This is a genomic window from Streptomyces sp. NPDC032198 (genome assembly GCF_040636975.1).
In the GTDB taxonomy this organism is placed as follows: Bacteria; Actinomycetota; Actinomycetes; order Streptomycetales; family Streptomycetaceae; genus Streptomyces.
The window spans coordinates 361,061-386,448 of sequence record NZ_JBEZVL010000005.1 but is presented as its reverse complement, the minus strand read 5'-3'; the positions used below and the strand labels follow the sequence as shown (position 1 = coordinate 386,448).

The window sequence follows — 25,388 nt, the reverse complement described above, 5'->3', positions numbered from 1 at the left end:
AAGTCGGCATGGCTTCAGCGAGCTCCCCCAGCGACTCCACAACCGACACCGTCGCCCACCCCGTGCCTCACCCCGTAACCGACTCCCTCACCGACGTCCCCGGCCTTCGCGTGGGGCATGCCACCCGCACCGCGCCCGCCCACGAAGGCCACCTCACCGGCACCACCGTCGTGCTCGCCCCGGCGGGTGGCGCCGTCGCGGCCGTGGATGTGCGCGGCGGCGGCCCCGGCACCCGCGAGACGGACGCGCTCGACCCCCGCAACCTGGTGCAGCGTGTCGAGGCCGTCGTCCTGACCGGCGGCAGCGCGTACGGCCTGGACTCCGCGACCGGCGTGATGGCGTGGCTGGAGGAGCAGGGCCGCGGTGTGCGGGTCGGCCCCGATCCGTCCCACGTCGTCCCCGTGGTCCCGGCCGCCTGCGTCTTCGACCTCGGCCGCGGCGGCGACTTCGCGGCACGCCCCGACGCCTCGACGGGCCGTGACGCGGTGGAGGCGGCCGCGGGCAGCGAACCGTTCACGCCCGTCGAGGAGGGCAACGTGGGCGCGGGGACCGGCGCCGTGGTCGGGAAGGTCAAGGGCGGCATCGGCAGCGCGAGCGTCAGGCTGGACTCGGGCATCACGGTCGCCGCCCTGGTCGTGGCGAACGCGGCGGGCTCCGGGGTCGACGCGGGGACGGGCGCGCTGTACGGGCGGTACTTCGAGGGGCGGCAGGTGGTCTACCCCACCTCCGAGGTGCACGAGCGGGCAGCACGCCGCCTGGCCGAAGCCGCTGCCGCCGCCGGGAACGGGCCTCCGCCGCTGAACACCACCCTCGCCGTGGTCGCCACGGACGCCGAACTCACCAAGGCCCAGGCGCAGAAGCTCGCCGGTACGTCGCATGACGGCATGGCGCGCGCCGTACGGCCCGTCCATCTCCTCAACGACGGGGACACCGTCTTCGCCCTCGCGACCGGCGAGCAGCCGCTGCCGGGGGCCGGGCAGAACCCCCTCGCCCTGAACGAGATCCTCGCGGCGGGCGCGGACATGGTGACCGCGGCGATCGTCCGGGCGCTCCTGGCCGCGGAGTCCGTCCGGACGCCGGGCGGCGACTTCCCCTCGTACCGAGACCTTTACGGCGAGCAAGCAGGCGGACAGGCAGACTTGGCCGAGTAGCCGATCATCCTGATAAAGCCCAAAGCGCCATCTATGGGAATTCCCAGAAAGAACAGCTACAAATAGGCGCGGACCAGAGCCTGTTGGGCCACCGACGGGCTATGGCCATGTGCCCGCGCTCACATTAAGCGGAAGGAACCTTTCCGCCAGCAGGCCGCTCTTAACTCGTACTGGATCAGAACGCGCACTTCGCACAAAGATGGAGCAGCCCGTGACAACGTCGCACATAGCCAAGCCCCGGCGGCGCACCCTTCTGGCAGCCACCGCGCTCGCCGCCGTGGGTGCACTCGCCCTCACGGCCTGTGGCGGCGACGCGGACGCCGACGGAGACGGCAAGGACGGCAAGTCCAAGGCGCAGGGCGCCGACATCACCATCTCGGCGAAGGACGGCTCGACCGGCGCGTCCATCAACGCCACCGGCGTCAAGGTCAAGGGCGGCAAGCTGACCGAGGTGAAGATGACCCTGGTCTCCACCGGGGCGGCGGTCGACGGCACCCTCTCCGCCGACGGCACGAGCTGGAAGCCCAAGGCCCAGCTCGAGCGCGGCATGAAGTACAAGATCACGGCCGATGCCAAGGACACCAAGGGCAAGGAAGCGACCGAGAACTCGATCTTCACCACGGTCTCGAAGGACAACAGCTTCATCGGCAGTTACACGCCCGACGGCGGCACGAAGGTCGGCGTCGGCATGCCGGTCTCCTTCAACTTCGACAAGGCGATCACCGAGAAGCAGTCCGTCCAGTCGCACATCAAGGTGACCTCCGACAGCGGTCAGAAGGTCGTGGGCCACTGGTTCGGCAACCAGCGCCTGGACTTCAGGCCCGAGGAGTACTGGAAGGCCGGCTCCAAGGTCACGATGAAGATCGACCTCGAGGGCGTGAAGGGCGCGGACGGCGCCACCGGCGTGCAGAACAAGACCGTCACCTTCACCATCGGCCGCGCGCAGGTCTCCACGGTCGACGTGAAGGCCAAGAAGATGACGATCGAGCGCGACGGCAAGGTCATCAAGACCATCCCGATCTCCGCGGGCAGCCCGTCGAACCCCACGTACAACGGGAAAATGGTGATCTCCGAGAAGTTCACCCAGACCCGGATGAACGGCGACACGGTCGGCTTCGGCGGTGAGTACGACATCAAGGACGTCCCGCACGCGATGCGCCTGTCGTCCTCCGGCACCTTCATCCACGGCAACTACTGGGGCTCGCCCTCGATCTTCGGCAGCGCCAACACCAGCCACGGCTGCGTCGGCCTGCAGGACGCACAGGGCGCCGGCGACTCCAGCACGCCGGGCGCGTGGTTCTACGACAACTCCCTCATCGGGGACATCGTGACGGTCCAGGGTTCCCCGGACGAGACCATCGCGCCGGACAACGGCCTCAACGGCTGGAACATGTCCTGGAGCGAGTGGACGGCGGGCAGTGCGGGCTGATCCCAGCCGCCACTCCTGACCCTCTCACCAGGCCCAACACCGCGAGCCGCACGGGAACTTGCCGTGCGGCTCGCACGTTTTCCGGTTCCCGGGCATGATGTCCGACGCAGGGGCTACGGTATGCACTCACAAGGTGACATGCAGCAACGCCGGGAGAGACCTTGAGCGTTCCGTACGAGTACGAGACGGCGTACGAGCCACAGTCTGCCGAGCAGGAGTCCCCGCACTCTCCGCAGGAGCATCTCGAGCGGCTTCTTCGCCGCGCGATGAACTCCTTCGACCTGCCGGACGAGACGATAGGGCTCCTGGACTCCGCTCTGGCGTACGACAGTTCGCTGCACTCCGCGCACCACAGCGCGGGCCTGCACCGCGAGACCTACCGTCACACGTGGCTCCTCGCCGACGCCGGTGCGCTCACGCTCTGGGAGCTCGTGCACAACACCGGCCCCGGCAGCCACGCCCAGTACGAGCTCTACGCGGACGAGGAGGAGGCCGGGGTCGCCACCTCGCGCCTGCCGCTCCCGCCCGACACCCCTGCCGGCCTCTGCGAGCAGCCCGTCGTGCTCCAGCTCCCAGCCGCCGACGAACCCCGCCATACGTACGTCCCGGACGACTCCGCGGACCACGGCCGCCGGCTGCTGCGCCGCGCGGAGAACTCGGTGAGCGAGGGACGGCCCGGCGAGGACCTGGAGCGGTTACTGCGCTCGGCGTTCGCGCACCAGATCACCCAGGCCTTCGGCCGCCCCTGCCTGGCGGGCGACGCACGCCTCTGCTTCTCGCTCTACGAGCACGCGTTCCTGCTCTTCGACGGCAGCGAGCTCAGCCTCTGGGAGGTCGAGCACACGGTCACGCCCGACAAGCGGCACCGCTGCGAGGTGTACGCCTCCGAGGAAGCGGCCCGCGCGGCGATGGAGCAGCGCGCGAGGAGCATCCCCCAGCAGCGCATGAAGTAGGACAAAGAGGATAGACCTCCGCCTCAGGGGCGGCCGTCGCCGAACTGTCGCACCAGGCCCGCGAAGGCGGCCCGCTCGTCCGGCGTCAGTTCGACCGCCTCCGCGCGCGGCGGGCCCGACTGCGCGGGCAGCGCGCGCAGCGCCTGGGACCGGCGCCAGACGTCCACGTCGACCTGATCGCGCCGCATCACGCGCACCAGGCCCACGGCCCAGACGACGGTCGCCGCGGTCAGTACGGCCACGCCTGCCTGCTGGAGGATCGAGACATTCTGGAACATGCCGCACAGTAGACATCACGACCCGGGCCCAACGACAGGGGGGTTGTGGGACTTACGTCCTGAAGTGACGTATGTCGCACAACCCCCCTCATAGGCCCCTCATAGGGGCCGAACACTCAGAGTTCGGATGGCCGGTCTCAGACGGCCGCCGGCACCCGCTCCTCCGCCGCGGCCTCCTCGGCCCCGGTGGCGCTCTCCGAAGAGGCCGTCTTCCGGGCGCCCTTGAGCAGGATGACCGCCACGGTCGAGACGCCGACACCGGCGACGATCGCCACCAGGTACAGCAGCGGCTGCCCGATGAGCGGCACCACGAAGATGCCGCCGTGCGGGGCGCGCAGCGTGCAGCCGAAGGCCATCGACAGGGCGCCGGTGACCGCGCCGCCCAGCATCGAGGCGGGGATCACCCGCAGCGGGTCGGCCGCGGCGAACGGGATGGCGCCCTCCGTGATGAAGGAGGCGCCCAGGAACCAGGCCGCCTTGCCGTTCTCGCGCTCGGTCTTGGTGAAGAGACGCCCGCGGACGGTGGTCGCCAGGGCCATGGCCAGCGGCGGGACCATGCCGGCCGCCATCACCGCGGCCATGACCTTGAAGCTGCCCTCGGTCGGGTTGGCGAGGCCGCCGACGGCGAAGGCGTACGCGACCTTGTTCAGCGGGCCGCCCAGGTCGAAGCACATCATCAGGCCGAGGATGACGCCGAGGATGATCGCGTTGGCGCCGGACAGGCCCTCCAGCCAGTCCGTGAGCGCGCTCTGCAGCGAGGCGATGGGCTTCCCGATGACGAGGAACATCAGGAAGCCGACGATCGCGGATGAGATCAGCGGGATCACGACCACGGGCATGATGCCCCGCAGCACGGCCGGGATCCGCACGCGCTGGATGCCCATGACGACCGCACCCGCGATCAGGCCCGCCGCCAGGCCGCCCAGGAAGCCCGCGTTGATCGTGACGGCGACGGAGCCGCCGACGAATCCGGGGACGAGTCCTGGCCGGTCGGCCATTCCGTACGCGATGTAGCCCGCGAGGACCGGCACCAGGAAGGCGAAGGCGAGCCCGCCGATCTGGAAGAGGAGCGCGGCCCAGCTGGTGGTGTCCGTCCACACGAAGTGCTCGGCGACGGACGGCGCCTTGTCGATCTTCCAGCCGCCGATGGCGAAGCCCAGTGCGATGAGGAGACCGCCCGCGGCGACGAAGGGGACCATGTAACTGACGCCGGACATCAGCCACTTGCGCAGCTTGGTGCCGTAGCCGTCGCCGCTCTCGCCCGCGTCGTCCACCGGGCTCGCCTTGGCGCCCGAGGTGATCTCGCCGCGGGCGGCCTTCGCCCTGACCTCCGCGATGAGCTCGGCCGGCCTGCTGATGCCTGCCTTCACGCCGACGTCGACCGTGGGCTTTCCGGCGAAGCGGTCCTTGTCCCGCACGGGGACGTCGTGGGCGAAGATGACGCCGTCCGCGGCTCCGATGACCGCCGGGTCGAGGCGGGTGAAGCCTGCTGAACCCTGGGTCTCCACCGTCAGCTCTACGCCCGCCTCGCGGGCGGCGTTTTCCAGGGACTCGGCTGCCATGTAGGTGTGGGCGATGCCTGTGGGGCAGGACGTGACGGCGACGATACGGAACGGCTCCGCCGGGGGTGCGGGGTCTTCCGGCTGCGGGTCCGCGGTTTCTTCTGCCGCGCTGCCCGCGGGTTGTTCCCCGCTCGCCCGCCCATTGCCCCGGATCAAGTCCGTTGCCGTTTGCGCGTCCTGCGCTGCCCGCAGTGCTGTCGTGAACTCCTCGTCCATCAACTGCCGTGCAAGCGACGAGAGAATCGTCAGGTGCGCGTCGTCGGCGCCCGCCGGAGCCGCGATCAGGAAGATGAGGTCGGCCGGTCCGTCCGGCGCCCCGAAGTCGATTCCCTCCGCCGAGCGGCCGAAGGCCAGGGTCGGCTCGGTGACGTGGGCGCTGCGGCAGTGCGGGATGCCGATGCCGCCGTCGAGGCCGGTCGGCATCTGCGCCTCGCGGGCCGCCACGTCGGCGAGGAACCCGTCCAGATCGGTCACCCGGCCCAGGGCCACCATGCGCTCGGCGAGGGCACGGGCCGCCGCTTCCTTGGTTCCTGCGGACCGGTCGATTTCGAGGTCGACCAGTTCCGCGGTGATCATCTCGCTCATCGCGGGCTCCTTCGCACGCATATCGCCCGGAGGGCGGGGGTGGGGACGGGGGTGGAGAGGGGGGACTGGGTGTGGGTGGGGGTCATGGCGCCGGCTCCGTCAGTACGCGGTCCAGGGGGATCTCCGTCGTGACGGTGACCGCGTCGGGCGCGAGGTCCGCGGGGGTCGGCATCGCGCTGCCGGGGAGCTGGACGGCTGCCGCGCCGTGCGCCACGGCCGAGGCGAGGGCGATGGCGCCGGTGCCGCCCGCGACGAGGAAACCGGCCAGGGAGGAGTCACCGGCGCCGACGTTGCTGCGTACGGCGTCGACCGGTGCGCTGCCGAAGTACGTGCCCGTGTCGTCCACCAGGAGCTGGCCGTCCGCGCCGAGGCTGGCGAGCACGGCCCGCGCGCCCAGCTGCCGCAGCTCTTCGGCCGCCTTGACCGCGTCGCCGACCGTCGCCAGGGGGCGGCCCACCGCTTCGGCGAGCTCCTCCGCGTTCGGCTTGACGACGTCGGGGCGTTCGGCGAGGGCGGCGAGCAGGGCAGGGCCCGAGGTGTCGAGGGCGATCCGGGCGCCCGCGGCGTGCGCGCGGGCCACCAGGTCGGCGTACCAGGAAGGGGCGAGGCCGCGCGGCAGGCTGCCGCAGCAGGCGATCCAGTCGGCGCCGGTGGACCGCTCCCGCACGGCGGAGAGCAGCGACTCGGCCTCCGTGCGCGTCAGTTCGGGGCCGGTGGCGTTGATCTTCGTGAGGGTGCCGTCGGGTTCGGCCACCGCGATGTTGGAGCGGGTCTGGCCCGCGACCGGGACCGGCGCGACCTCGATGCCCTGCTCGTCGAGGAGCTGGGCGACGAGCGCGCCGGGCGCACCGCCGAGCGGCAGCACGGCGAGCGTCGCCGCACCGGCCGCCGCGACCGCCCTCGATACGTTGACGCCCTTGCCGCCCGGGTCCATCCGGTCACCGGTGGCCCGGATGACCTCACCACGGTCCAGCGAGGGGACCTCGTAGGTGCGGTCGAGGGAGGGGTTGGGGGTGACGGTGAGGATCATGCGCGTACGAACCGTTCCTGTGCCGAACTGCTTACCACTGCTGCCCGCGTGCGTGCGGGGGCCGTTCTTGTCCGCGCTGTGCGTGCGCGGGTCGTTCGCGCGCGGGTCATCCGTGCGCGGGCCGTCTGTGTCAGCGCCATCTACGCCCGCGCCGTCCGAGTCCAGGCCGTCCGAGTCCGGGCTGTCCGAGTCCGGGCTGTCCGAGCTCGCGCCGTTCATGCCCGCGCCGCTCGCGTCCGCGCCGCCCACGCCCCCGCCGCTCATACCCGCACCACCTCCGTGCCGCCCTTCTCGATCTCCGTGGCGGTCTCGGGGGTGAGGCCGGTGTCGGTGATCAGGAGGTCGACGTCTGCGAGGTCGCCGAAGCGGGCGAAGTGTTCCTGGCCGTGTTTGGTGGAGTCCGCGAGGAGCACCACGCGGCGGGCCGCGCCGATCGCCGCGCGCTTGACGGCCGCTTCGGCGAGGTCGGGGGTGGTCAGGCCTGCTTCCGCGGAGAAGCCGTTCGCGGCGACGAAGAGGACGTCGGCGCGGATCTCTCCGTACGCCCGCAGCGCCCACGCGTCGACGGCGGCCCGCGTACGGCTGCGGACGCGGCCTCCGATGAGGTGGAGCTGGATGCCGGGGTGGTCGGCGAGGCGGGCGGCGGTGGGAAGGCCGTGCGTCACGACGGTGAACGTCGCCTCCAGTGGGAGCGAGGCCGCCAGGCGGGCGACCGTCGAGCCCGCGTCCAGGATGACGCTGCCCTCGGCCGGGAGTTCGGCGAGGGCGGCGTGCGCGATGCGGTCCTTCTCGTCGGCCGCCGTGCCCTCCCGCTCGGCGAGGTCGGGTTCGAAGTCGAGGCGTCCCGCCGGTATGGCGCCGCCGTGCACGCGGCGCACGAGTCCTGCCCGGTCCAGGGCCTTCAGGTCACGCCGGATGGTCTCCGCGGTGACCTTGAACTCCTCGGCGAGCGACAGCACGTCGACCCGCCCGCCGTCCCGCGCGAGCCGCAGGATCTCCTGCTGCCGCTCCGGTGCGTACATGTCCGTTCGCCTCCGAGTAATGCCCGAACCTGTGGTTTCACTCGCAGACTACGACCAGGTTCCCGCAAAGTAAACAAGCTCGGACCTCAAGCAGACACAAACGGATTTTCGTCCCGTCGGAGGCGGGCTCCCACGGGCACTAGGGCCCACCACACCCGTGTCCTACGGCCAGCGGAAGCCCTCCAAGGCTTCGATGCAGCGTTCCGTCAGAGCCGCGGGGCCCGCCTCTCCCCCGGCCGGCTCGTCACCGGCCGCCCAGGTCTCCACCGCCACCCGAACCGCCGCGCTGGCGACACCCGCCACGAGCCGCAGCTCCAGCGAGGCCGCCTCCGCCCGTGGCTCTGCCTCCGGTCCGCGGCCCTCCCTCTCCGCCAGGATCGCGATCAGCGTCTCCTCCGCGTCGTGGCAGGCCTCCGACCACACCGCCCGCAGCGCCGCACTCTCCCTCGCCATCCGCAGCAGCGCCCGCACCCACTCCAGCGCCTCGGCGTCCCCGATGGCGAGCCCCGGCGCCGCGTCGCTGTCCGGGACCAGCGCCCGCGCCGCCGCATGCCGCAGCGCGTCCCGCACCGAGAGCCTCGCGGGCGCGCCCCGCACCGCCTCCGCCCACTGCCGCGCGCCCGCGGCGAACAGTGGCGCCACGGCCTCCTCCTTCGTCGCGAAGTAGCGGTAGAAGGTGCGCGGCGCGACGCCCGCCGCTCGGGCGATGTCCTCGGCACGGGTGGCCCGGAGCCCGTTCTCGACGAAGAGCGCGGCGGCGGTGCGCGCGATGTCCAGGCGCGTCTCCGCCTTACGGCGCTCGGTCAGCGAATCGGGCGGACCGAGCGGACCGAGCGGACCGAGCCGATCGGAATGGGGCGAGTTGAGCGAACTTGCGGGCATGCGAGGCAGGTTATGCCAGCGGGCACGGAGACCAGGCGGGAGGCGGGCGGGCCCCTACCCGCCGCACGCCATCCCACCACCCGAGCCACCCCCCACCACCACCCAGGGCACGCCCACCACCATCCAAGGCACAACATGCCCCTGTGACACAATCTGCCACCAGCATGCAGAGCCAGCAAGATCCAGTGCGTTCACGAAGGTGGCAAGCCCGGTGCGTCGTCGACAGTTCCTGACCAACTCGGCCGGTCTCACCGGCGCCTCCGTCTCCGCCCTCGGACTCGGACTCGGACTCAGCGCCTGTTCGCCCGGTAGCGACACCACCACCCTCAAAGTCCTCGTCGCCAGCTACGACAAGAGCGTCGGCTCCTCCATCGGCGACCAGTGGGGCGGCCTGGTCAGCGCCTTCGAGAAGGCGCACCCCACCGTCAAGATCGCCCTGGAACGCGTCCCCTTCGACAAGCTGGACCGGACGCTCGCCCGCCGGGTGAAGGACGGCGAGGCCCCCGACATCGCCCAGTCGAACGTCTTCGCCCCCTACGCCGAGGACGACCAGCTCTACGGCGCCTCCGACCTCTTCGACATCCGCACCGAGGCCGACTTCACCCGCTCGTACGCCGAGGCGGGATCGGTCAAGCACATCCAGTACGGCATTCCGTTCCTCGCCAGCACCCCGCGTCTCTTCTACAACAAGGCCCTCTTCAAGCAGGCCGCCATCACCGGCGCCCCCACCTCCTGGGACGAGCTGCGGGCGGCGGCCGTGGCGCTGAAGGGGATCGGCGTGAAGACGCCGTACGGGTTGCAGTTGGGCCCCGAGGCCGCCGAGGACGAGGCCCTGTCCTGGCTGCTCGCGGACGAAGGCGGCTACGCGGGCCTCGCGGCCGGCTACGACTTCAACACCGCGGCCAACGTCCGCACACTGACCTGGCTGCGGGACGAACTGGTGGCCAAGGGCCTCGCGGGCGCGGACCCGGCGGGGCTCAACAGGACGGCCGCGTACGAGCAGTTCATGCGCGGCCGCATCGGCATGCTGATCGCACACCCGGTGCTCATGGGAGCCGCCGACAAGGTCAAGTTCCCTTACGCGCATGCCGCGTTCCCTACGCGGAGTGGCGGGGCGGCGGCGCCGGTGGGCCTGAGCGACTGGCTGATGGCGTTCAAGCAGAACGGCCGCGGCGAGGCGTGCGGCACGTTCCTCAGCTACCTCTACGGCCGCAAGTCGGCGAAGACGTACGGCGGCGGCCAGGCCGCGCTCCCGGTGACCGGCTCCGCGTCGGCGGCTTTGCGCGCGGACCCGGCCCAGCGCCCGCTGTGGAAGTTCATCGACCAGATGCCGCAGGCGCAGTTCCAGCCGGTCAGCCTGCGCTCGTGGCCGACGGTCCGGGCGGCCATCCGCAAGGAGATCGGAGCCGCCGTCACCAAGGGCGGCGACCCCGGTGCCGTACTCGCGTCCCTGGACACGACGGCGGCCCAGGCAGAGCTCTAGGATCCGCCCGGGCCGCGCCCGCCCGCACTTCCCGGGACTCAGGAGGTCAACGCGGGCTCCCGCTCAGGAGATTCACCGGACTCACCGGACTCACCGGACTCACCGGACGACGCGTCGACAACAGCATCCCCCTCGCCGCCCTCTTCCCCACCATCGTCGCCAACGTCGCCCTCGACATGCTGGCGCGGCTTCGACGGCAGGGCGAACATCAGCAGGAAGATCACGACGAGCACGCCGACGACCCACCACAGCGAGTTCTGGAACGCCCCCACGATCTCCATGGGCACCTCGCTCCGCGCCGCCTTCTCGTCGATCGCGCCGAAGAACACCACGGAGACCAGGCCCAGTCCGAGCGCCGTACCCATCTGCTGAACGGTGTTGAGCAGCCCGGACGCGGACCCGGAGTGCTCACGCGGCACGTCCGACAGGATGGCGTCGGTCAGCGGCGCGACGATGAGGCCCATGCCGGCGCCCATCACGACCAGCGGCAGCGCCATCTGCCAGGACGCGATGCCCGCGCCGTACCGGTCCGCCTCCCAGATGTAGAGCAGCACTCCGGTGGCCATGACGAGCGCGCCGCCCTGCAGCACCTTGCGGCCGAACCGCGGGACGAGCTTCTGCACGGACATGCCGGCCGCCACCGAGACGGCGATCGAGAACGGCACCCCGGTCGTGCCCGCCCGCAGCGCGCTCCAGCCGAGCCCTGCCTGCATGTAGAGCGTCCAGACCAGGAAGAAGATGCCAAGCGCGACACCGAACACGGTCTGCACCGCTATACCCGCGGCGAAGCTCTTCACCTTGAACAGGGTCAGCTCCACCAGCGGCGAACCGTCCTTGGCCGCCTTCGCCTTCTCGTACGCGATGAGCGCGCCGAAGACGACGAGTCCGCCCGCCATCATGGCGTAACCCCACAGCGGCCAGTCCAACTCGCGCCCACGGGTGAGCGGGTAGAGCACCATCAGCAGGCCGAGCGTGACGAGGACGACGCCGACGAGGTCGAGCTTGAGTGCCTTCGGTGCCTTGGACTCGGTGATGAACTTGCTGCCGAGGATCAGCCCCGCGATGCCGACGGGCAGGTTGATGAGGAAGATCGGGCGCCATTCGAGCCCGAAGAGGTTCCACTGGGTCAGCAGCGCGCCGAGCAGCGGTCCCGAGACCGCGCCGAGGCCCACGATCATGCCGAAGAGCCCGAAGACCTTGCCCCGCTCGTGCGCGGGGAAGGTGGCGTGCACGATCGACAGGACCTGCGGCACCATCATCGCGGCCATGCCGCCCTGCAGGATCCGGGACGCGACCAGCATCTCCGGGTTGGCGGCGAAGCCGCAGAGGGCGGAGGCGAGCGTGAAGCCGCCGATGCCTATGAGGAACATCCGCTTGCGTCCGTGGATGTCGCCGAGGCGCCCGCCGGTGATGAGCCCGGCCGCGAACGCGAGCGCGTAGCCCGCGGTGATCCACTGGATCTGGCTGTACGTGGCGCCCGCGTCCTGCTGGATGGACGGGATCGCGATGTTGACGATGGTGACGTCGACCAGGTCCATGAAGGCCGCGGTCATCACGATGGCGAGGGCGAACCAGCGGCGCCGGTCGGCGGCGGCGGCCGCTCCGGTCGGTGCTGTGGCGGGGCTGCTGAAAGTCATGAGAGGAATCTAGAAGGCATATAGGCCAGAGCGTGTCCTAGATGCGCGGCATCCTGGAAAACATGACATCAACTTCCGGCACGACTTCGGGCTCGGCGTCGGCTTCGACCTCGGCCTCAGAAAGGTCCGGCGGTTCCGGCGGTTCCGGCGGTTCCGGCGGTACGGACACTCCGGCTCGGCTGCTGCAGTTGCTCTCCCTGCTCCAGACCCCGCGGGAGTGGCCGGGCGGTGAGCTGTCCGACCGGCTCGGGGTCAGCCGTCGCACGGTGCGGCGCGACATCGACCGGCTGCGGGACCTCGGCTATCCGGTGCAGGCGAGCCAGGGGGCGGCCGGCGGCTACCGCCTCGTCGCGGGCAAGGCGATGCCTCCGCTCGTCCTGGACGACGAGGAGGCCGTGGCGATCGCGGTGGGGCTTCGGGCCGGGGCGGGCCATGCGGTGGAGGGGGTGGAGGAGGCGTCGGTACGGGCCCTGGCGAAGCTGGAGCAGGTTCTTCCGTCCCGGCTGCGGCACCGCGTACAGACCCTGCAGGTCGCCACCACCCCGCTGACCAGCGGCGACGGCGCGAGCATCGCTCCCGAGACGCTGACGGTGATGGCGTCCGCCGCGGCGGGCCAGGAGCGCCTCCGGTTCGCGTACCGCTCCGGTGACGGCACGGAGTCCCGGCGTCTGACGGAGCCGCACCGTCTCGTGTCGACGGGGCGGCGCTGGTATCTGGTGGCGTACGACATCGACCGCGACGACTGGCGCACGTTCCGGGTGGACCGGGTGTCGTCCCCCTTCGCGACCGGCGCCCGCTTCGTCCCCAGGGAGCTGCCGACAGGGGACGCCGCGGAGTTCATCCGCCGGTCGATGTGGCGGGGCCAGCCTTCGTACGCGATCGACGTGACGTTCGAGGCGTCCGCGGAGTCCATCGCGGCGAGGTTCCCGGCGGCCCTGGGCACGCCGGAGTCCCTGACGGCCACGACGTGCCGGCTCCGTGCGACGGTGACGGACTCCATCGAATGGCTCGCGGTCCGTCTCGCCACGGCGGGCTGCGACTTCGTGGCCCACGGCCCCCCGGAACTGATCACATGCCTCCGGGACATGGGCTCGCGCCTGAACCGCGCCTCCGCCCCTGCCTAGCGGGTCCGGCCCTGCGGGGACGAGAAAAATGAGCCCCGGTGCCGGGGGGATGGCACCGGGGCTCAGTTATAGGGAGGCACTGAAGGCTGCGTCGACCGCCCAGGCGGCCTGGACCGCCTAGGCCGCCGCGTCGAAGCCCGTGTCGCGAGCCAGCTTCTTCAGTTCGAGCAGCGCGTGCTTCTCGATCTGGCGGATCCGCTCACGCGTCAGACCATGCTGCTTGCCGACCTCCGTCAGGGTCCGCTCGCGGCCGTCCTCGATGCCGTACCGCATCTTGATGATGGAGGCCGTGCGCTGGTCGAGGCGGCCGATCAGGTCGTCCAGCTCCTCGCTGCGCAGCAGGGTCAGGACGGACTGCTCCGGCGAGACCGCCGAGGTGTCTTCGAGCAGGTCACCGAATTGCGTGTCGCCGTTGTCGTCCACGCCCATGTTGAGCGAGACCGGGTCGCGCGCCCAGTCCAGGACGTCCGTGACACGCGAGGGCGTGGAGTCGAGCTCCGCCGCGACCTCTTCCGGCTCGGGGTCGCGCCCGTTCTTACGGTTGAACTCGCGCATGACCCGGCGGATCCGGCCGAGCTCCTCCACCAGGTGGACGGGGAGGCGGATGGTGCGCGACTGGTCGGCTATGGAGCGGGTGATGGCCTGACGGATCCACCACGTGGCGTACGTGGAGAACTTGAAGCCCTTCGCGTAGTCGAACTTCTCGACCGCGCGGACCAGGCCCGCGTTCCCCTCCTGGATCAGGTCGAGGAGCGGCAGACCGCTGCGCGGGTAGCGGCGGGCGACCGCTACGACCAGACGCAGGTTGGACCGGATGAAGACGTCCTTGGCCCGCTCGCCGTCCGCGATCAGGGCTTCGAGCTCCTCGCGGGATGCGGACTTGGCGGCGGCGGAGTCCTCGACCTCGCCGTCGATTATCTTCCGGGCGTACACACCGGCCTCGATGATCTGGGACAGCTCGACTTCCTTGGCGGCGTCGAGCAGCGGCGTACGCGCGATCTCGTCGAGGTACATGCCGACCAGGTCGCGGTCGGCGATCTCCCCGCCTACGGCGCGAACACTGCGTGCCGCGTCGGTCTCGCCGGTGGAGGCGGACTTACGACGGGCGACGGCACGGGTTGCCATGCGTGCTCCCTTGCGTGTGGAGGTCCTGGTCGGCCCTTTTCACGGGCCTCTGTGGTGGAAACCACACCCTTGCGGGTGCCCTGCTTCCGATGGAAACAACGACTGGAATCCGGACAGAATTCCCAAGCCGCGCATCTATTTTCCTGACGTTGCAGTACCCTGTGCCGCCACAAAGGGAGGCCGGATGCCGTCGGAACGTACAGAGGTGCAGGTCAGGCCGGGCACGGAGGCCGATCTCGGCGCCCTGACCGCCCTCTACAACCACTATGTACGTGAGACGGCGATCACATTCGACACGGCCGTCTTCCTGCCGGAAGAGCGCCGCCCTTGGCTGCTCTCCCATCCTGAAGACGGCCCCCACCGCCTCTTGGTTGCCCAGGAGCGGGATTCCGGCCTGATCCTCGGGTACGTCACGAGTTCTCCTTTCCGGGCCAAGCCCGCGTACGCCACCTCAGTGGAAGTCAGCGTCTATTGCGCGCCGGACGCCACGGGCCGCGGCATCGGCACCCTGCTCTACAAGGCGCTCTTCGAGGCCCTCGAAGGCGAGGACCTGCACCGCGCCTACGCCGGGATCGCCCAGCCGAACGACGCCTCCGGCCGCCTCCACGAACGTTTCGGCTTCCGGCACGTCGGCACGTACCGCGAGGTGGGCCGCAAGTTCGGCCGCTACTGGGACGTCGCCTGGTACGAGCGTCCCCTCGGCCCCCGGCCCCCAAGCGGGACCTAGGTCCCGCGGGCCCCGGCCTAGGTCCCGACCTAGGACGCAAGGCCGTTACGCCCCTGCTCGGGCCCCGCCTACCGTGCCGCCATGGACGCCACAGCCGACACCTCAGCCAGCCCCGCAGCCGACACCACCGGCACCCTCGACGAGGCCCTCCAGCGCCTGCACGCGTCGGGCCCCGAGCGCCTGGGACGCCTCACCAACCACGCGCCGATGGCCGTCGAGGCGCTCGCCGCGCACGGCCGGGCCGGTGCGGTCCACCGCTGGCTCGAGCTGTACGCGCCGAAGTTGGAGGAGTACCCGAGCGCGGTCGAAACAATCACGGACGCCAACTGGCGCGAGGCCCTGGGTGATCCGCGCCGTGCGGCGGACTGGATCGCGTACTTCGCGAGAGAGGTCGGCGAACGCCCCTGGCGCGACGTCCTGGCCGCATGGTGGCCGCTCCTGCTGCCGGGCATGTACGGCGGCTCCACGCACCCCGTGATCCGGGTGGGGCACGCCGTCCGCACCCTCCTCACCACCCCGGAGACCGAGCCCCGCGTCACCGAACTCGCCCACGGCCTGGGCTACTGGGCCGCCCGCCACCACCCCGCCACAGGAATCGCGCTCCTGCCGGGAGGCGCCTCCTCCGCGGCCGACGCCCTCGATTCCGTGCAGCCGATCGCGGACCGCGCCGACGGCGGTTTCCCCGCCAGGCTGGGCCGGGTCGCGGGCCTGCCCGCGTGGGCGGCCACGGTGACGGACCCCGACGAGGCGCACCGCGGGCTCACCGAGCTGGTGCGTGCGGCCACCCACCGGTACGCCACGCACGGCCACGGCGAGGAGACCATGCTGGTGCACGCCTCGACCGTGCCCAACGCCGTGCTGCGCGCCCTGCCCGCGCTGCCCCGCGCCCTGTGGGCGCCGAGCCTGCACGCGGCCTGGACGGCATCGGCCGCCGTGACCGCGATGTACGCCCCGGACGCCCCGGTCGCGTACACCGCACCCGGCACCTTCGCCCCCGAGGAGGTCTTCGAGCGGGCCCTGGCGCACGGTGACGAGCACGTCATCAAGTTCGCCGACACGGCACTGGACGTGGGCGACGAGCGCGCCCTGGCGTCGGCCCTGCGCGCGATCGAGATCAGCGAGCCGCTCGTCTAGAGCCGCGGCGCGGCGCCGTCAGCCGAACTGCACCGACCTCTTCGCGAGCCCCATCCAGAACCCGTCGATCACACTGCGCTGCCCCACGAGGTCCCCGGCGGCCTCCGCCGCCCCCAGCGTCACGAACAGGGGCGCGAAGTGCTCGGTGCGCGGATGTGCGAGCTCGCCCGCGGGCGACTTGTGCCGGAAGTCGAGGAGGCCGTCCACGTCGCCCGCGTCCAGCGCCTCGTGGCCCCACGCGTCGAACTCCACCGACCACGACGGCGTACCGCCCTGGCGCAGTGCCGCCAGGTTGTGCGTGAAGAAGCCGCTGCCGACGATGAGCACGCCCTCGTCCCGCAGCGGCGCGAGCTTGCGGCCGATGTCCATCAGGCGCCCGGGGTCGAGGGTCGGCATGGAGATCTGCAGAACGGGGACGTCCGCGTCCGGATACATCTCGACGAGCGGGACGTACGCTCCGTGGTCGAGCCCGCGATCCGGGATGTCCTGCACCGGCGCACCTGCCCCGCGCAGCAATTTGCGTACGGAATCGGCCAGTTGAGGGGCGCCCGGAGCCGCGTACGTCACCTGGTAGTAGTGCTCGGGGAAGCCCCAGAAGTCGTAGACCAGCGGCACCGTGTCCGTCGCGCCGAGCGCGAGCGGGGCCTCTTCCCAGTGGGCGGAGACCATGAGAATGGCCTTGGGTCGGGGCAGCCCGGCGGACCAGGCACGGAGCTGTCCGGGCCAGAGCGCGTCGTCGGCCAGCGGCGGTGCGCCGTGGCTGAGGTACAGGGCGGGCATGCGCTCCTGGGTTGCGGTCATGGCGGCGCCTCCGAAACGCGCGAAGAACGATTTACTTTAACTCTCAAGCTCTTGCTCGACGATGACCCTACTCCGACATTGTTTAACTTTCAAGAAAGGGCTGCGTACAGTGGAGTACATGGATACGGCACCCACTTCTCCCCCCGACGGGGAACCGCGCTGGCTCGATGACGACGAACAGCGCACCTGGCTCGCATACCTGCAAGCCACCACGCTCCTGGAAGATCACCTCGACCGCCAGTTGCAGCGCGACGCCGGCATGCCGCACATCTATTACGGCCTCCTGGTCCAGCTCTCCGTCGCCCCGCGGCGGCGGCTTCGCATGACGGAGCTCGCGAGGAACACCAAGATCACCCGGTCCCGTCTCTCGCACGCCATCGCGCGCCTGGAGAAGAACGGCTGGGTGCGCCGCGAGGACTGCCCCTCCGACAAGCGCGGCCAGTTCGCGATCCTCACCGACGCCGGGTACGAGGTGCTGCGCCGGACCGCGCCCGGCCATGTCACCGCCGTACGCCAGGCCATCTTCGACCGGCTCACCCCGGAACAGCAGAAGTCCCTCGGCGAGATCATGATGATCGTCGCCGAGGGACTTCAGCCCAAGGAGGCGGGTGCGGACCTGCCCTGGCTCCGCTAGGCCCCCTTACGCGGTATCGCTCGTGGTGCTACTCGCCTTTACGCGGTCGCCACTCGCCACGCCAGGTGCACGGTGGTCGCGGTCAGTGCGCGACCACCGGGATCCGCACCTCGTCCGCCACGCCCTCCGCGCCCTCGGAGTCACCCGAGGCGGCCGAGGAGCCGCTCTGGGCACCGGTGGTGATGAGGGTGAAGGCGATCGCGGCGGCGGCGGCCAGGATGCCGACGGCCCACCAGATCGCGCTGGTGTACCCCTCGACCATGGCCTGCGCCTGGACGAGCTTCTGGGCCGCGGGGTTCGTCGCGCCCGCCGCGTGGTCCGCGATGTACGCGGTCGTGGCGGAGGCGGCGATGGTGTTCAGGAGAGCGGTGCCGATGGCGCCGCCGACCTGCTGCGAGGTGTTGACCATCGCGGAGGCGACACCCGAGTCACGCGGCTCGACACCGTGCGTGGCCAGCGACATGGCGGGCATGAACGCCGTACCCATGCCGAGACCGAGCAGCAGCTGCGCGGGCAGGATCAGACCGGCGTACGAGGTGCCGATCTCCAGCTGCGTCAGGAGCAGCATGCCGACGGCCGCGACCACGAAGCCGGGGCCCATGAGCAGCCGCGGCGGGACGCGCGTCATCAGGCGGGCGCCGATCTGCGTGGAGCCCGTGATCATGCCGACGATCATCGGCAGGAACGCGAAGCCGGTCTTGACCGGCGAGAAGCCCTTGACGATCTGCAGGTAGTACGTGAGGAAGAGGAACAGGCCGAACATCGCGATGATCGCGAGGCCGAGCGAGAGGTAGACGCCACCGCGGTTGCGCTCGGTCAGGACGCGCAGCGGGAGCAGCGGCGACTTGACCCGCGCCTCGGTGAACACGAACGCGGCGAGCAGGAGGGCGGAGCCGACGAACATGCCGATCGTCAGGGAGTCCGACCAGCCGGCCGACTCGGCGCGCGTGAAGCCGTAGACCAGCGCGACAAGACCGAGGGTGGAGAGGATGACGCCCGGGATGTCGAGCGGCGAGCGGTTGCGGGCGCCGGCCGGCTCACGGATGACGAAGTACGCGCCGAGCGCGGCGATGATCGCGAACGGGATGTTCACGAAGAACGTCCAGCGCCAGTTCAGGTACTCGGTGAGGAAGCCGCCGAGGATCAGGCCCACGGCGCCACCGCCACCGGCGATCGCACCGTAGATGCCGAACGCCTTGGCGCGCTCCTTGGCATCGGTGAACATCACGGCGAGCAGCGAGAGGGCGGCGGGCGCGAGCAGCGCGCCGAACACACCCTGCAGGGCGCGGGCGCCCAGCATCATGGCCTCGCCGGTCGCGGCGCCGCCGAGCGCGGAGGCCGCGGCGAAGCCGATCAGGCCGGTCACGAAGGTGCGCTTGCGGCCCCAGAGGTCGGCGATGCGGCCGCCGAAGAGCAGCAGACCGCCGAAGGCCAGGGCGTAGGCCGTGATGACCCACTGACGGTTGCCGTCCGAGATGCCCAGGTCCTGCTGGGCGGAGGGCAGCGCGATGTTCACGATGGTCGCGTCGAGGACGACCATGAGCTGCGCGAGCGCGATGAAGATCAGCGCTTTCCAGCGCCTCGGATCTGTTTCTGACATGGGAGTAGCCACCTAGCGATACGAGTGGTGAAAAAGTGACGTAAAGACGTGAAGAAGATGCGTGCCGCGTGCCGCGGAGGCGCGTGCCACGTGCGGTGAAGGTCGAACGGCCCCGGGCGAGGCTCAGCTCTGACGGAGGTCCTCCAAGGTCGCCGCCTCCCCGGGCAGCTCGGAGCGGGCAGGCGTCATCAGGCCGTCCAGGAACAGCTGCAGATGACGGTGGACGAAGCGGTCCATGTTCAGGCACGCGGTGCCGGGCAGCGGCCTGGTGAGCTGTGAGAGGGCGACCATCAGGTCTCCGACGGCGATGTCGGTGCGCAGCTGCCCGGCCGCGCGCGCCCTGTGCATGAGCCCGTCGGTGACGGCTTCGAGCCGCTCACGGGCGTCGACCAGATCCGGATGATCGGGGTCGAAGGCCGCCTGGAGCATCGGGCACAGGGCACCGATCCGCTCGTCGGCGGAAGAATGTACGAACCGGCGCAGGGCGTCGAACGCGACGCTCTCGTCGGCCTCGGCCGCCTTGAGCGCCGCCTCGGCGTGTGCCGAGACGCGGTCGGTGACCAGCAGGACGACCTGGTGGACCAGTTCGGAACGGTCGGCGAAGTGCCGGTAGACCGTGGCGTTGCCGACGCCGGCCCGGCGCGCGACCTCGTCGAGCGGCACGTCGGGGCCGAACTCGACGAACATCTCGCGTGCGGCGGCGACGATCCGCTCCCGGTTGCGCAGGGCGTCGGCCCGCGGGCGGGGCGTGCGGCGCTGTGCAGCGGTGGCGGTCTCCACGGCGGCTCTCCTCAAGCTGGTGATCGGGCCTCCGGACGGTGCCGGGGCCTCGAATGCGCGATGCGGGGAGTGATTCCCCGTTTCGCTCGGACACAGGTCTAAACGGGGAGACAGTCCCCGGATATTTCCCGTCCCCCGACTTTCTTCCTGTGACCCGCGTCACACCTAGATGCAAAAGAAACCCACGATCGGTCGCACCCAGCGAGCGCCCGCGCACCCACCGGCACAGGGTGATCGAAAGGGTGCAGCCAGGACCGGCGGCTGCCGCAAGGGGAAGGCCCACGCATGCAGCAGCCGACCTGGCGGCAGATACGCGGAGCACGACGTGGCGCGGCACTGGCCACCTGCGCCGTCCTTGCCCTCACGGTCACCACATCGGCGAGCACCGGCCGCCTGATGGAGGAGTCCCCCACGGCGGCGGGACCCGTGTCCCTGGCCCGCGCGACGACACTCAGCCCGTGCATGATCAACGGCGCGATGGGCGTCCAGATGTCGGAGGGCGTGCCCACCACCGCCGGCTACTCCCGCTCCACGGGCACCGTCCGGGCCCTGAACCTCATGGTCGACTTCTCCGACGCCCCCGGCGAGGGCGCCGCGCTCGACCGGCTGGCGGAGTTCTTCCCGCAGACCTCGGACTGGTTCCGCACCAGCTCCTACGGACGGCTCGACTACCGCCCTCAATCCCCGATCCCCGACTGGCTGCGGATGCCCAAGAGCTTCAAGGAGTACGGGATAGAGCGCGGCGCCCCCTTCGACCCCGGCTACCGCGAGCTGGTCAAGGACATCGTGGCGGCGGCCGACCCGGACGTGGACTTCCGGGAGTACGACCTGGTCAACATCCTCATCACGCCGAACGCGGGCCCTTCCGCGCTCGACACGGTCCTGTCGGTGACCTTCGCGGGCAACGCAGAGGCGCCCGTCGCGGACGGCGTCCCGGTCTCCAACGCGTCCTTCGTCTACAGCCGGCAGGACGACGGCTCGGGCAGCTACCGCGAGACCGGCTACCGGGTGCTCCCCCACGAGAACGGCCACGTCTTCGGCCTGCCCGACCTCTACACGCAGGAGGGCGGCGGCGCGGTCGGCCACTGGGACATCATGAGCGAGGACTGGGGCGCCAACAACGACCTGCTGGCCTGGCACAAGTGGAAGCTGGGCTGGCTCGGCGACGACCAGATCAGCTGTGCGTCGAACTCCGGCACCACCGAGCACACGCTGAGCCCGCTGCCCACGGAGGGCGGCACCAAGCTCGCCTTCGTGCCGCTGGGCGCCCGGTCGGGGTACGCCGTCGAGGTGCGCACCCGCGGTGGCAACGACGAGGCGATCTGCAAGCCGGGCGTCCTCATCTACCGGGTGGACGCGGACGTCGACACGGGCCAGGGCCCTGTCACCGTCTCCGACTCCACGAAGGACAGCGGCGGCTGCACCCGCCAGCCGAACGTCCACGCGGAACTCTCCGACGCGACCTACGAGCCCGGCCAGACGTTCACGGACAAGAAGACGGGGGTGCGCATCACCGTGGCGGACATCGACGCGGAGGGCCGTTACCGGGTGCACGTCACGCGGCCGTAAGCCGCCGGGTTCAGCCACCGTTGACCTTGGAGGAGCCGGCGCCGGGCACGGTCTGCTGCACCTGGCGCAGGAAGGCGGCGTTGTCCGGGGTCTTGCGCAGGCGCTCGATCAGCGCCTCCAGGTTGCTCTGCGGGTCCCTGCCGTGCAGGGCGCGCCGCAGGCCGCGTACGGCGGTCAACTCGTCGGCGGGCACCAGGAGTTCGTCGCGGCGCGTGCCGGAAGGGGTGACGTCGACGGCGGGGAAGACCCGTCGTTCGGCCATGCCTCGGTCGAGGCGGAGCTCCATGTTGCCGGTGCCCTTGAGCTCCTCGAAGTAGTAGTCGTCGGCGCGCGATCCGGTCTCCACGAGCACGGTGGCGAGCATGGTCAGGGACCCGCCCTCCTCCGCGAGCCGCGCGGCACCGAAGAGGCGCTTGGGGCCCTGGATGGCGGCGGCGTCGACGCCTCCGGAGAGGGTGCGGCCGCCGCTGGACGCCGCGTTGTTGTACGCGCGGCAGAGCCGGGTGAGGGAGTCGAAGAGCATGACGACGTCCTTGCCCTCCTCGGTGAGCCGCTTGGCGCGCTCGACGGCGAGTTCGGCCAGGGCGATGTGCTGCTTGGCGGGCTTGTCGAAGGTCGAGGCGAGCACTTCGCCGCGTACGGAACGCTTCATGTCCGTGACTTCCTCGGGCCGTTCGTCGAGCAGGACGACCATGAGGTGGGCTTCGGGGTGGTTCGCGCTGACGGCCGCCGCGATCTGCTGGAGCAGGACGGTCTTACCGGTGCGGGGCGGCGCGACGATGAGGCCGCGCTGGCCCTTGCCGACCGGCGAGACGAGGTCGATGAGCCGGGTCGCGATGCTGCCACCGCCGTCGCCCGGCGTCTCCAGACGGAGCCGCTCGCGCGGGTGCAGCGGGGTGAGGTCGCCGAACCGCGCACGCCTGTGCGGGGCTTCGGCGGAGTGTCCGTTGACCCGGTCGACGTCGGCGAGGGTGCGGGCCTTGCCGCAGACGCCCTCGACCAGGTCGCCCGCGCGCAGGCCGAGCCGGCGGATGAGCGCGGAGGGGACCTGCACGTCGTTCGGGGTGGCGAGGCAATCGCCGGTACGGAGATGGCCGTTGGCGTTGTGACTCACGTCGAGGATGCCGGAGACGGCGACGACGGGGGCCGCGGCGGCCGTATTGGTGGAGGTGCTGGTGGCCGGGTTGGCGGCCTGGGCGGTGCTCTTGCTACGAGTGATGGTTGCGGTACTCATGAGGGGTCCTTTCGCGAGCATGCGAATGAAGGGGCCCGGCGAGACGGTGTGTTCACGTCCCGTGCGTCGGGCGGAGAGAAGAACTGCGGCAGAGGGCTTCGCGAAAGAGACTTCTGGAAATGCGGAAGCTGCGAAACCACGGAGCTGCGGGGGCCTCGACGAGGCGGAAGAAAAGAAGATCGGCACCGGCGCCACAGAAAGCGGCGTACACACGTGCTGTTCGCAAGGTAGCACAGCTTGCGGGGCTCGGGACGTGACGTAGGTCACCGGGATCGTACCCGGACGGCCGCGCCCATCCACATGAAGCGCTCCCTGGTTGTGTGGGCCCCACACATGGGATCCCCATGCGGCGCGCCCTTACGTTTCCGGCCATGACGAGCCCCACTCCCCGCGGTGTCGCCCCCGCAGGACCCGCCGGAACCGACCTCACCGGACGCACCGCCCTGGTCACCGGCGGCGCGAGCGGCATCGGCCGGGCCTGCGCCGTGGCCCTGGCCGACGCCGGCGCCTTCGTCCATGTCGTGGACCGGCACGCCGACGCGGCCAAGGACGTGGCCGCCCGGATCGAGGGCGAGGCACACGCCGTGGACCTCGCCGACCCCGCCGCGCTCGACACCCTGCCCACCCGCGTCGACGTCCTCGTCAACAGCGCCGGGCTCCAACACGTCGCCGCCATCGAGGAGTTCCCCCCGGAGCGGTTCGACCTGATCCAGCGGGTCATGGTCACCGCGCCGTTCCTCCTGCTGCGCCGGACGCTGCCGCACATGTACGCACAGGGCTGGGGCCGCGTCGTGAACATCTCCAGCGTCCACGGCCTGCGCGCCAGCCCCTTCAAGTCCGCCTACGTCGCCGCCAAGCACGGCCTGGAGGGCCTGAGCAAGGTCACCGCCCTGGAGGGCGCGGAGCACGGCGTGACCAGCAACTGCCTCTGCCCCGGCTACACCCGCACGCCCCTCGTCGAGGACCAGATCAGCGCCCAGGCCGCCGCCCACGGCATCCCCCCCGAGCAGGTCCTCACCGACGTACTGCTGCGCCGTTCCGCGGCCAAGCGGCTGATCGAGCCCGAGGAGATCGCCGCCGCCGCGCTCTGGCTCTGCGGCCCGCACAGCGGCTTCGTGACCGGCGCGTCGCTCCCCCTGGACGGCGGCTGGACCGCCGGCTGAACCCCCGCTCCCCCAGCGCCATTTACCGCACCCCACGTCCCCGTCGCGACACGTCCCCATCGAGAAACGGATCACGCCATGGCAGCCGCAACGCCGCGTGCCCAGGGCAGGACCCCGGGCACGCCAGGTATCGCCCGCATCATCAGCGCCAGCCTCATCGGCACCACCATCGAGTGGTACGACTTCTTCCTCTACGGCTCGGCGGCCGCGCTCGTCTTCAACACCCTCTTCTTCCCCGACAGCGACCCCCTGGTCGGCACGCTCCTCTCCTTCCTCACCTACGCCGTAGGCTTCGCCGCCCGCCCCATCGGGGGTGTCGTCTTCGGCCACTTCGGCGACAAGATCGGCCGCAAGAAGCTGCTGGTCCTGAGCCTGATGATGATGGGCGGCGCCACCTTCGCGATGGGCCTGCTGCCCACCCACGCCACCCTCGGCGTCGGCGCCCCGATCCTGCTCACGGTGCTGCGCCTGATCCAGGGCTTCGCGCTCGGCGGCGAGTGGGGCGGCGCCGTCCTGATCGTCTCCGAGCACGGCGACGACAAGAACCGCGGCTTCTGGGCCTCCTGGCCGCAGGCGGGCGCCCCCGGCGGCAACCTCCTGGCCACCGGCGTCCTCGCGCTCCTCGCCGCCGTCCAGTCCGACGAGGCGTTCCTCGCCTGGGGCTGGCGCATCCCGTTCCTGCTCTCCGGGGTGCTCGTGATCATCGGCCTGTGGATACGGGTCTCCGTCTCGGAGTCCCCGCTGTTCCTGGAGGCGCAGGCCCGCGCGGAGGCCGAGGCGGCCGAGGGCGGGGCGGCGGCCAAGCAGGACGCCCCGGTCGTCGAGGTCTTCCGGCACAACTGGCGCGGCGTCCTCACCGCGATCGGCACCCGGCTCGGCGAGAACGTCTCGTACTACATCCTCACGGCGTTCGTCCTCGTCTACGTCACCGTGCACCTGGAACTGCCCAAGAGCACCGCCCTGAACGCCGTGCTCATCGGGTCCGCCGTGCACTTCGTGACGATCCCGCTGTGGGGCGCGCTCTCGGACCGCATCGGCCGCAGGCCCGTCACCCTGATCGGCTCCGTCGGGATGGCCGCGTGGGCGTTCGCGTTCTTCGCGCTCGTCGACAGCGAGTCCTTCACGGTGATCACCCTGGCGGTCACCGTCGGGCTGCTCTTCCACGGTGCGATGTACGGGCCGCAGGCCGCTTTCATCTCCGAGATGTTCGACACGAAGGTCCGCTACTCCGGGGCCTCGATGGGCTCGCAGCTCGCGTCCATCATCGGCGGGGCGCTCGCGCCGATCATCGCCGTCGAGCTCCTCAAGGACTACGGGTCCGCGACGCCGGTGGCCCTGTACGTCTGCGTGACGGTGGTGATCACGACGCTCACCGTGCTGGTGGCGAAGGAGACCCGGGGCCGCTCGCTCTCCCAGCGGAGCACGGCTCCCGGGGATTCCTCCGCCGCCGTACCGTCGGCGACAATCTCGACCTGACCCGCGGCG

Annotated in this window: 22 protein-coding genes; 11 read left to right on the top strand and 11 right to left on the bottom strand. The window is 70.8% G+C overall.

All coding sequences use genetic code 11. The annotated features are described in order from the left end of the window. Nucleotides 1–8 precede the first annotated feature (8 nt). The 3 genes from AB0E78_RS15760 (at nucleotide 9) to AB0E78_RS15750 (ending at nucleotide 3,533) form a co-directional block, all read left to right on the top strand. Entirely contained in the window at nucleotides 9–1,151 is a 1,143-nt protein-coding gene (locus AB0E78_RS15760; RefSeq protein ID WP_361832420.1) for a P1 family peptidase, read from the top strand. 199 nt (nucleotides 1,152–1,350) lie between these two features. Further along, nucleotides 1,351–2,580 (top strand): Ig-like domain-containing protein, encoded by a 1,230-nt coding sequence (locus AB0E78_RS15755; protein WP_361832418.1) that lies wholly within the window; start codon nucleotides 1,351–1,353, stop codon nucleotides 2,578–2,580. 161 nt (nucleotides 2,581–2,741) lie between these two features. Next, nucleotides 2,742–3,533, top strand: coding sequence for a DUF6227 family protein (locus tag AB0E78_RS15750; protein WP_361832416.1), 792 nt, complete (start codon nucleotides 2,742–2,744; stop codon nucleotides 3,531–3,533). Nucleotides 3,534–3,556: 23 nt separating this feature from the next. On the opposite strand, the gene AB0E78_RS15745 is transcribed toward AB0E78_RS15750, so the two are convergent. The 5 genes from AB0E78_RS15745 to AB0E78_RS15725 all read right to left on the bottom strand — a co-directional run bounded on the left by AB0E78_RS15745 (nucleotide 3,557) and on the right by AB0E78_RS15725 (nucleotide 8,892). Continuing rightward, on the bottom strand, nucleotides 3,557–3,811 hold the full coding sequence (locus AB0E78_RS15745) for a hypothetical protein (protein WP_361832414.1): 255 nt from the start codon (nucleotides 3,809–3,811) through the stop codon (nucleotides 3,557–3,559). A 137-nt stretch (nucleotides 3,812–3,948) separates the two neighbouring features. Then, a complete protein-coding gene (locus tag AB0E78_RS15740; protein WP_361832412.1) occupies nucleotides 3,949–5,958 on the bottom strand; it encodes a fructose-specific PTS transporter subunit EIIC in 2,010 nt (669 codons plus the stop codon). An 82-nt stretch (nucleotides 5,959–6,040) separates the two neighbouring features. Then, nucleotides 6,041–6,988, bottom strand: coding sequence for a 1-phosphofructokinase (gene pfkB / locus AB0E78_RS15735; RefSeq protein WP_361832812.1), 948 nt, complete (start codon nucleotides 6,986–6,988; stop codon nucleotides 6,041–6,043). A 260-nt stretch (nucleotides 6,989–7,248) separates the two neighbouring features. Beyond that, complete coding sequence (locus AB0E78_RS15730) at nucleotides 7,249–8,010, bottom strand: DeoR/GlpR family DNA-binding transcription regulator (RefSeq protein WP_361832411.1); 762 nt, start codon at nucleotides 8,008–8,010, stop codon at nucleotides 7,249–7,251. Between the two features lie 162 nt (nucleotides 8,011–8,172). Next, complete coding sequence (locus AB0E78_RS15725; RefSeq protein WP_361832410.1) at nucleotides 8,173–8,892, bottom strand: TetR family transcriptional regulator; 720 nt, start codon at nucleotides 8,890–8,892, stop codon at nucleotides 8,173–8,175. 211 nt (nucleotides 8,893–9,103) lie between these two features. Between AB0E78_RS15725 and AB0E78_RS15720 the strand changes: the two genes are divergently transcribed. Further along, nucleotides 9,104–10,375, top strand: a complete 1,272-nt coding sequence (locus AB0E78_RS15720) for an extracellular solute-binding protein (RefSeq protein ID WP_361832409.1) — start codon at nucleotides 9,104–9,106, stop codon at nucleotides 10,373–10,375. Between the two features lie 38 nt (nucleotides 10,376–10,413). Here AB0E78_RS15720 and AB0E78_RS15715 read toward each other — a convergent pair whose 3' ends face one another. Then, the gene (locus AB0E78_RS15715) at nucleotides 10,414–12,012 is read right to left on the bottom strand and encodes an MFS transporter (RefSeq protein ID WP_361832407.1); all 1,599 of its coding nucleotides are present in this window, start codon (nucleotides 12,010–12,012) and stop codon (nucleotides 10,414–10,416) included. A 62-nt stretch (nucleotides 12,013–12,074) separates the two neighbouring features. Here AB0E78_RS15715 and AB0E78_RS15710 point away from each other — a divergent pair, with 62 nt between their 5' ends. Then, nucleotides 12,075–13,136, top strand: a complete 1,062-nt coding sequence (locus AB0E78_RS15710) for a YafY family protein (RefSeq protein WP_361832405.1) — start codon at nucleotides 12,075–12,077, stop codon at nucleotides 13,134–13,136. A 117-nt stretch (nucleotides 13,137–13,253) separates the two neighbouring features. Here the strand turns inward: AB0E78_RS15710 and AB0E78_RS15705 are convergent, their stop codons facing one another. Then, a complete protein-coding gene (locus tag AB0E78_RS15705; protein WP_361832403.1) occupies nucleotides 13,254–14,261 on the bottom strand; it encodes a sigma-70 family RNA polymerase sigma factor in 1,008 nt (335 codons plus the stop codon). A 184-nt stretch (nucleotides 14,262–14,445) separates the two neighbouring features. Between AB0E78_RS15705 and AB0E78_RS15700 the strand changes: the two genes are divergently transcribed. Together AB0E78_RS15700 and AB0E78_RS15695 are read left to right on the top strand one after the other, a co-directional pair. After that, nucleotides 14,446–14,988: an N-acetyltransferase family protein gene (locus AB0E78_RS15700; protein WP_361832401.1), complete on the top strand. Its 543-nt coding sequence runs from the start codon at nucleotides 14,446–14,448 to the stop codon at nucleotides 14,986–14,988. 81 nt (nucleotides 14,989–15,069) lie between these two features. Beyond that, complete coding sequence (locus AB0E78_RS15695) at nucleotides 15,070–16,122, top strand: questin oxidase family protein (RefSeq protein ID WP_361832399.1); 1,053 nt, start codon at nucleotides 15,070–15,072, stop codon at nucleotides 16,120–16,122. 18 nt (nucleotides 16,123–16,140) lie between these two features. Here AB0E78_RS15695 and AB0E78_RS15690 read toward each other — a convergent pair whose 3' ends face one another. Next, the gene (locus AB0E78_RS15690) at nucleotides 16,141–16,923 is read right to left on the bottom strand and encodes a class III extradiol ring-cleavage dioxygenase (protein ID WP_361832398.1); all 783 of its coding nucleotides are present in this window, start codon (nucleotides 16,921–16,923) and stop codon (nucleotides 16,141–16,143) included. A 118-nt stretch (nucleotides 16,924–17,041) separates the two neighbouring features. Here AB0E78_RS15690 and AB0E78_RS15685 point away from each other — a divergent pair, with 118 nt between their 5' ends. After that, nucleotides 17,042–17,557 carry a MarR family transcriptional regulator gene (locus AB0E78_RS15685; protein WP_361832396.1) on the top strand — a complete coding sequence of 172 codons (516 nt, stop codon included), beginning with the start codon at nucleotides 17,042–17,044 and terminating at the stop codon, nucleotides 17,555–17,557. Nucleotides 17,558–17,639: 82 nt separating this feature from the next. Here the strand turns inward: AB0E78_RS15685 and AB0E78_RS15680 are convergent, their stop codons facing one another. Both AB0E78_RS15680 and AB0E78_RS15675 read right to left on the bottom strand, forming a co-directional pair. Further along, complete coding sequence (locus tag AB0E78_RS15680; protein WP_361832395.1) at nucleotides 17,640–19,157, bottom strand: MFS transporter; 1,518 nt, start codon at nucleotides 19,155–19,157, stop codon at nucleotides 17,640–17,642. Nucleotides 19,158–19,280: 123 nt separating this feature from the next. Beyond that, nucleotides 19,281–19,937, bottom strand: coding sequence for a helix-turn-helix domain-containing protein (locus AB0E78_RS15675; RefSeq protein ID WP_361832393.1), 657 nt, complete (start codon nucleotides 19,935–19,937; stop codon nucleotides 19,281–19,283). Between the two features lie 285 nt (nucleotides 19,938–20,222). On the opposite strand from AB0E78_RS15675, the gene AB0E78_RS15670 reads away from it, so the two are divergent. Beyond that, nucleotides 20,223–21,506, top strand: a complete 1,284-nt coding sequence (locus tag AB0E78_RS15670) for a M6 family metalloprotease domain-containing protein (RefSeq protein ID WP_361832391.1) — start codon at nucleotides 20,223–20,225, stop codon at nucleotides 21,504–21,506. A gap of 10 nt (nucleotides 21,507–21,516) precedes the next feature. Here the strand turns inward: AB0E78_RS15670 and rho are convergent, their stop codons facing one another. Further along, nucleotides 21,517–22,740, bottom strand: coding sequence for a transcription termination factor Rho (rho, locus tag AB0E78_RS15665; protein WP_361832389.1), 1,224 nt, complete (start codon nucleotides 22,738–22,740; stop codon nucleotides 21,517–21,519). Nucleotides 22,741–23,111: 371 nt separating this feature from the next. Between rho and AB0E78_RS15660 the strand changes: the two genes are divergently transcribed. Further along, a complete protein-coding gene (locus AB0E78_RS15660) occupies nucleotides 23,112–23,903 on the top strand; it encodes a 3-hydroxybutyrate dehydrogenase (protein ID WP_361832387.1) in 792 nt (263 codons plus the stop codon). 78 nt (nucleotides 23,904–23,981) lie between these two features. Continuing rightward, complete coding sequence (locus AB0E78_RS15655; RefSeq protein ID WP_361832385.1) at nucleotides 23,982–25,379, top strand: MFS transporter; 1,398 nt, start codon at nucleotides 23,982–23,984, stop codon at nucleotides 25,377–25,379. Nucleotides 25,380–25,388: the final 9 nt, after the last annotated feature.

Bases quoted from the DNA above. Each gene is read 5' to 3' on its own strand.
- AB0E78_RS15715 (WP_361832407.1), bottom strand. From the start codon at position 12,012: ATGACTTTCAGCAGCCCCGCCACAGCACCGACCGGAGCGGCCGCCGCC.
- AB0E78_RS15685 (WP_361832396.1), top strand. From the start codon at position 17,042: ATGGATACGGCACCCACTTCTCCCCCCGACGGGGAACCGCGCTGGCTC.
- AB0E78_RS15670 (WP_361832391.1), top strand. From the start codon at position 20,223: ATGCAGCAGCCGACCTGGCGGCAGATACGCGGAGCACGACGTGGCGCG.
- AB0E78_RS15690 (WP_361832398.1), bottom strand. From the start codon at position 16,923: ATGACCGCAACCCAGGAGCGCATGCCCGCCCTGTACCTCAGCCACGGC.
- AB0E78_RS15725 (WP_361832410.1), bottom strand. From the start codon at position 8,892: ATGCCCGCAAGTTCGCTCAACTCGCCCCATTCCGATCGGCTCGGTCCG.
- AB0E78_RS15710 (WP_361832405.1), top strand. From the start codon at position 12,075: ATGACATCAACTTCCGGCACGACTTCGGGCTCGGCGTCGGCTTCGACC.
- AB0E78_RS15660 (WP_361832387.1), top strand. From the start codon at position 23,112: ATGACGAGCCCCACTCCCCGCGGTGTCGCCCCCGCAGGACCCGCCGGA.
- AB0E78_RS15705 (WP_361832403.1), bottom strand. From the start codon at position 14,261: ATGGCAACCCGTGCCGTCGCCCGTCGTAAGTCCGCCTCCACCGGCGAG.
- AB0E78_RS15700 (WP_361832401.1), top strand. From the start codon at position 14,446: ATGCCGTCGGAACGTACAGAGGTGCAGGTCAGGCCGGGCACGGAGGCC.
- AB0E78_RS15760 (WP_361832420.1), top strand. From the start codon at position 9: ATGGCTTCAGCGAGCTCCCCCAGCGACTCCACAACCGACACCGTCGCC.
- pfkB (WP_361832812.1), bottom strand. From the start codon at position 6,988: ATGATCCTCACCGTCACCCCCAACCCCTCCCTCGACCGCACCTACGAG.
- AB0E78_RS15680 (WP_361832395.1), bottom strand. From the start codon at position 19,157: ATGTCAGAAACAGATCCGAGGCGCTGGAAAGCGCTGATCTTCATCGCG.
- AB0E78_RS15695 (WP_361832399.1), top strand. From the start codon at position 15,070: ATGGACGCCACAGCCGACACCTCAGCCAGCCCCGCAGCCGACACCACC.
- AB0E78_RS15745 (WP_361832414.1), bottom strand. From the start codon at position 3,811: ATGTTCCAGAATGTCTCGATCCTCCAGCAGGCAGGCGTGGCCGTACTG.
- AB0E78_RS15740 (WP_361832412.1), bottom strand. From the start codon at position 5,958: ATGAGCGAGATGATCACCGCGGAACTGGTCGACCTCGAAATCGACCGG.
- AB0E78_RS15755 (WP_361832418.1), top strand. From the start codon at position 1,351: ATGGAGCAGCCCGTGACAACGTCGCACATAGCCAAGCCCCGGCGGCGC.
- AB0E78_RS15730 (WP_361832411.1), bottom strand. From the start codon at position 8,010: ATGTACGCACCGGAGCGGCAGCAGGAGATCCTGCGGCTCGCGCGGGAC.
- AB0E78_RS15655 (WP_361832385.1), top strand. From the start codon at position 23,982: ATGGCAGCCGCAACGCCGCGTGCCCAGGGCAGGACCCCGGGCACGCCA.
- rho (WP_361832389.1), bottom strand. From the start codon at position 22,740: ATGAGTACCGCAACCATCACTCGTAGCAAGAGCACCGCCCAGGCCGCC.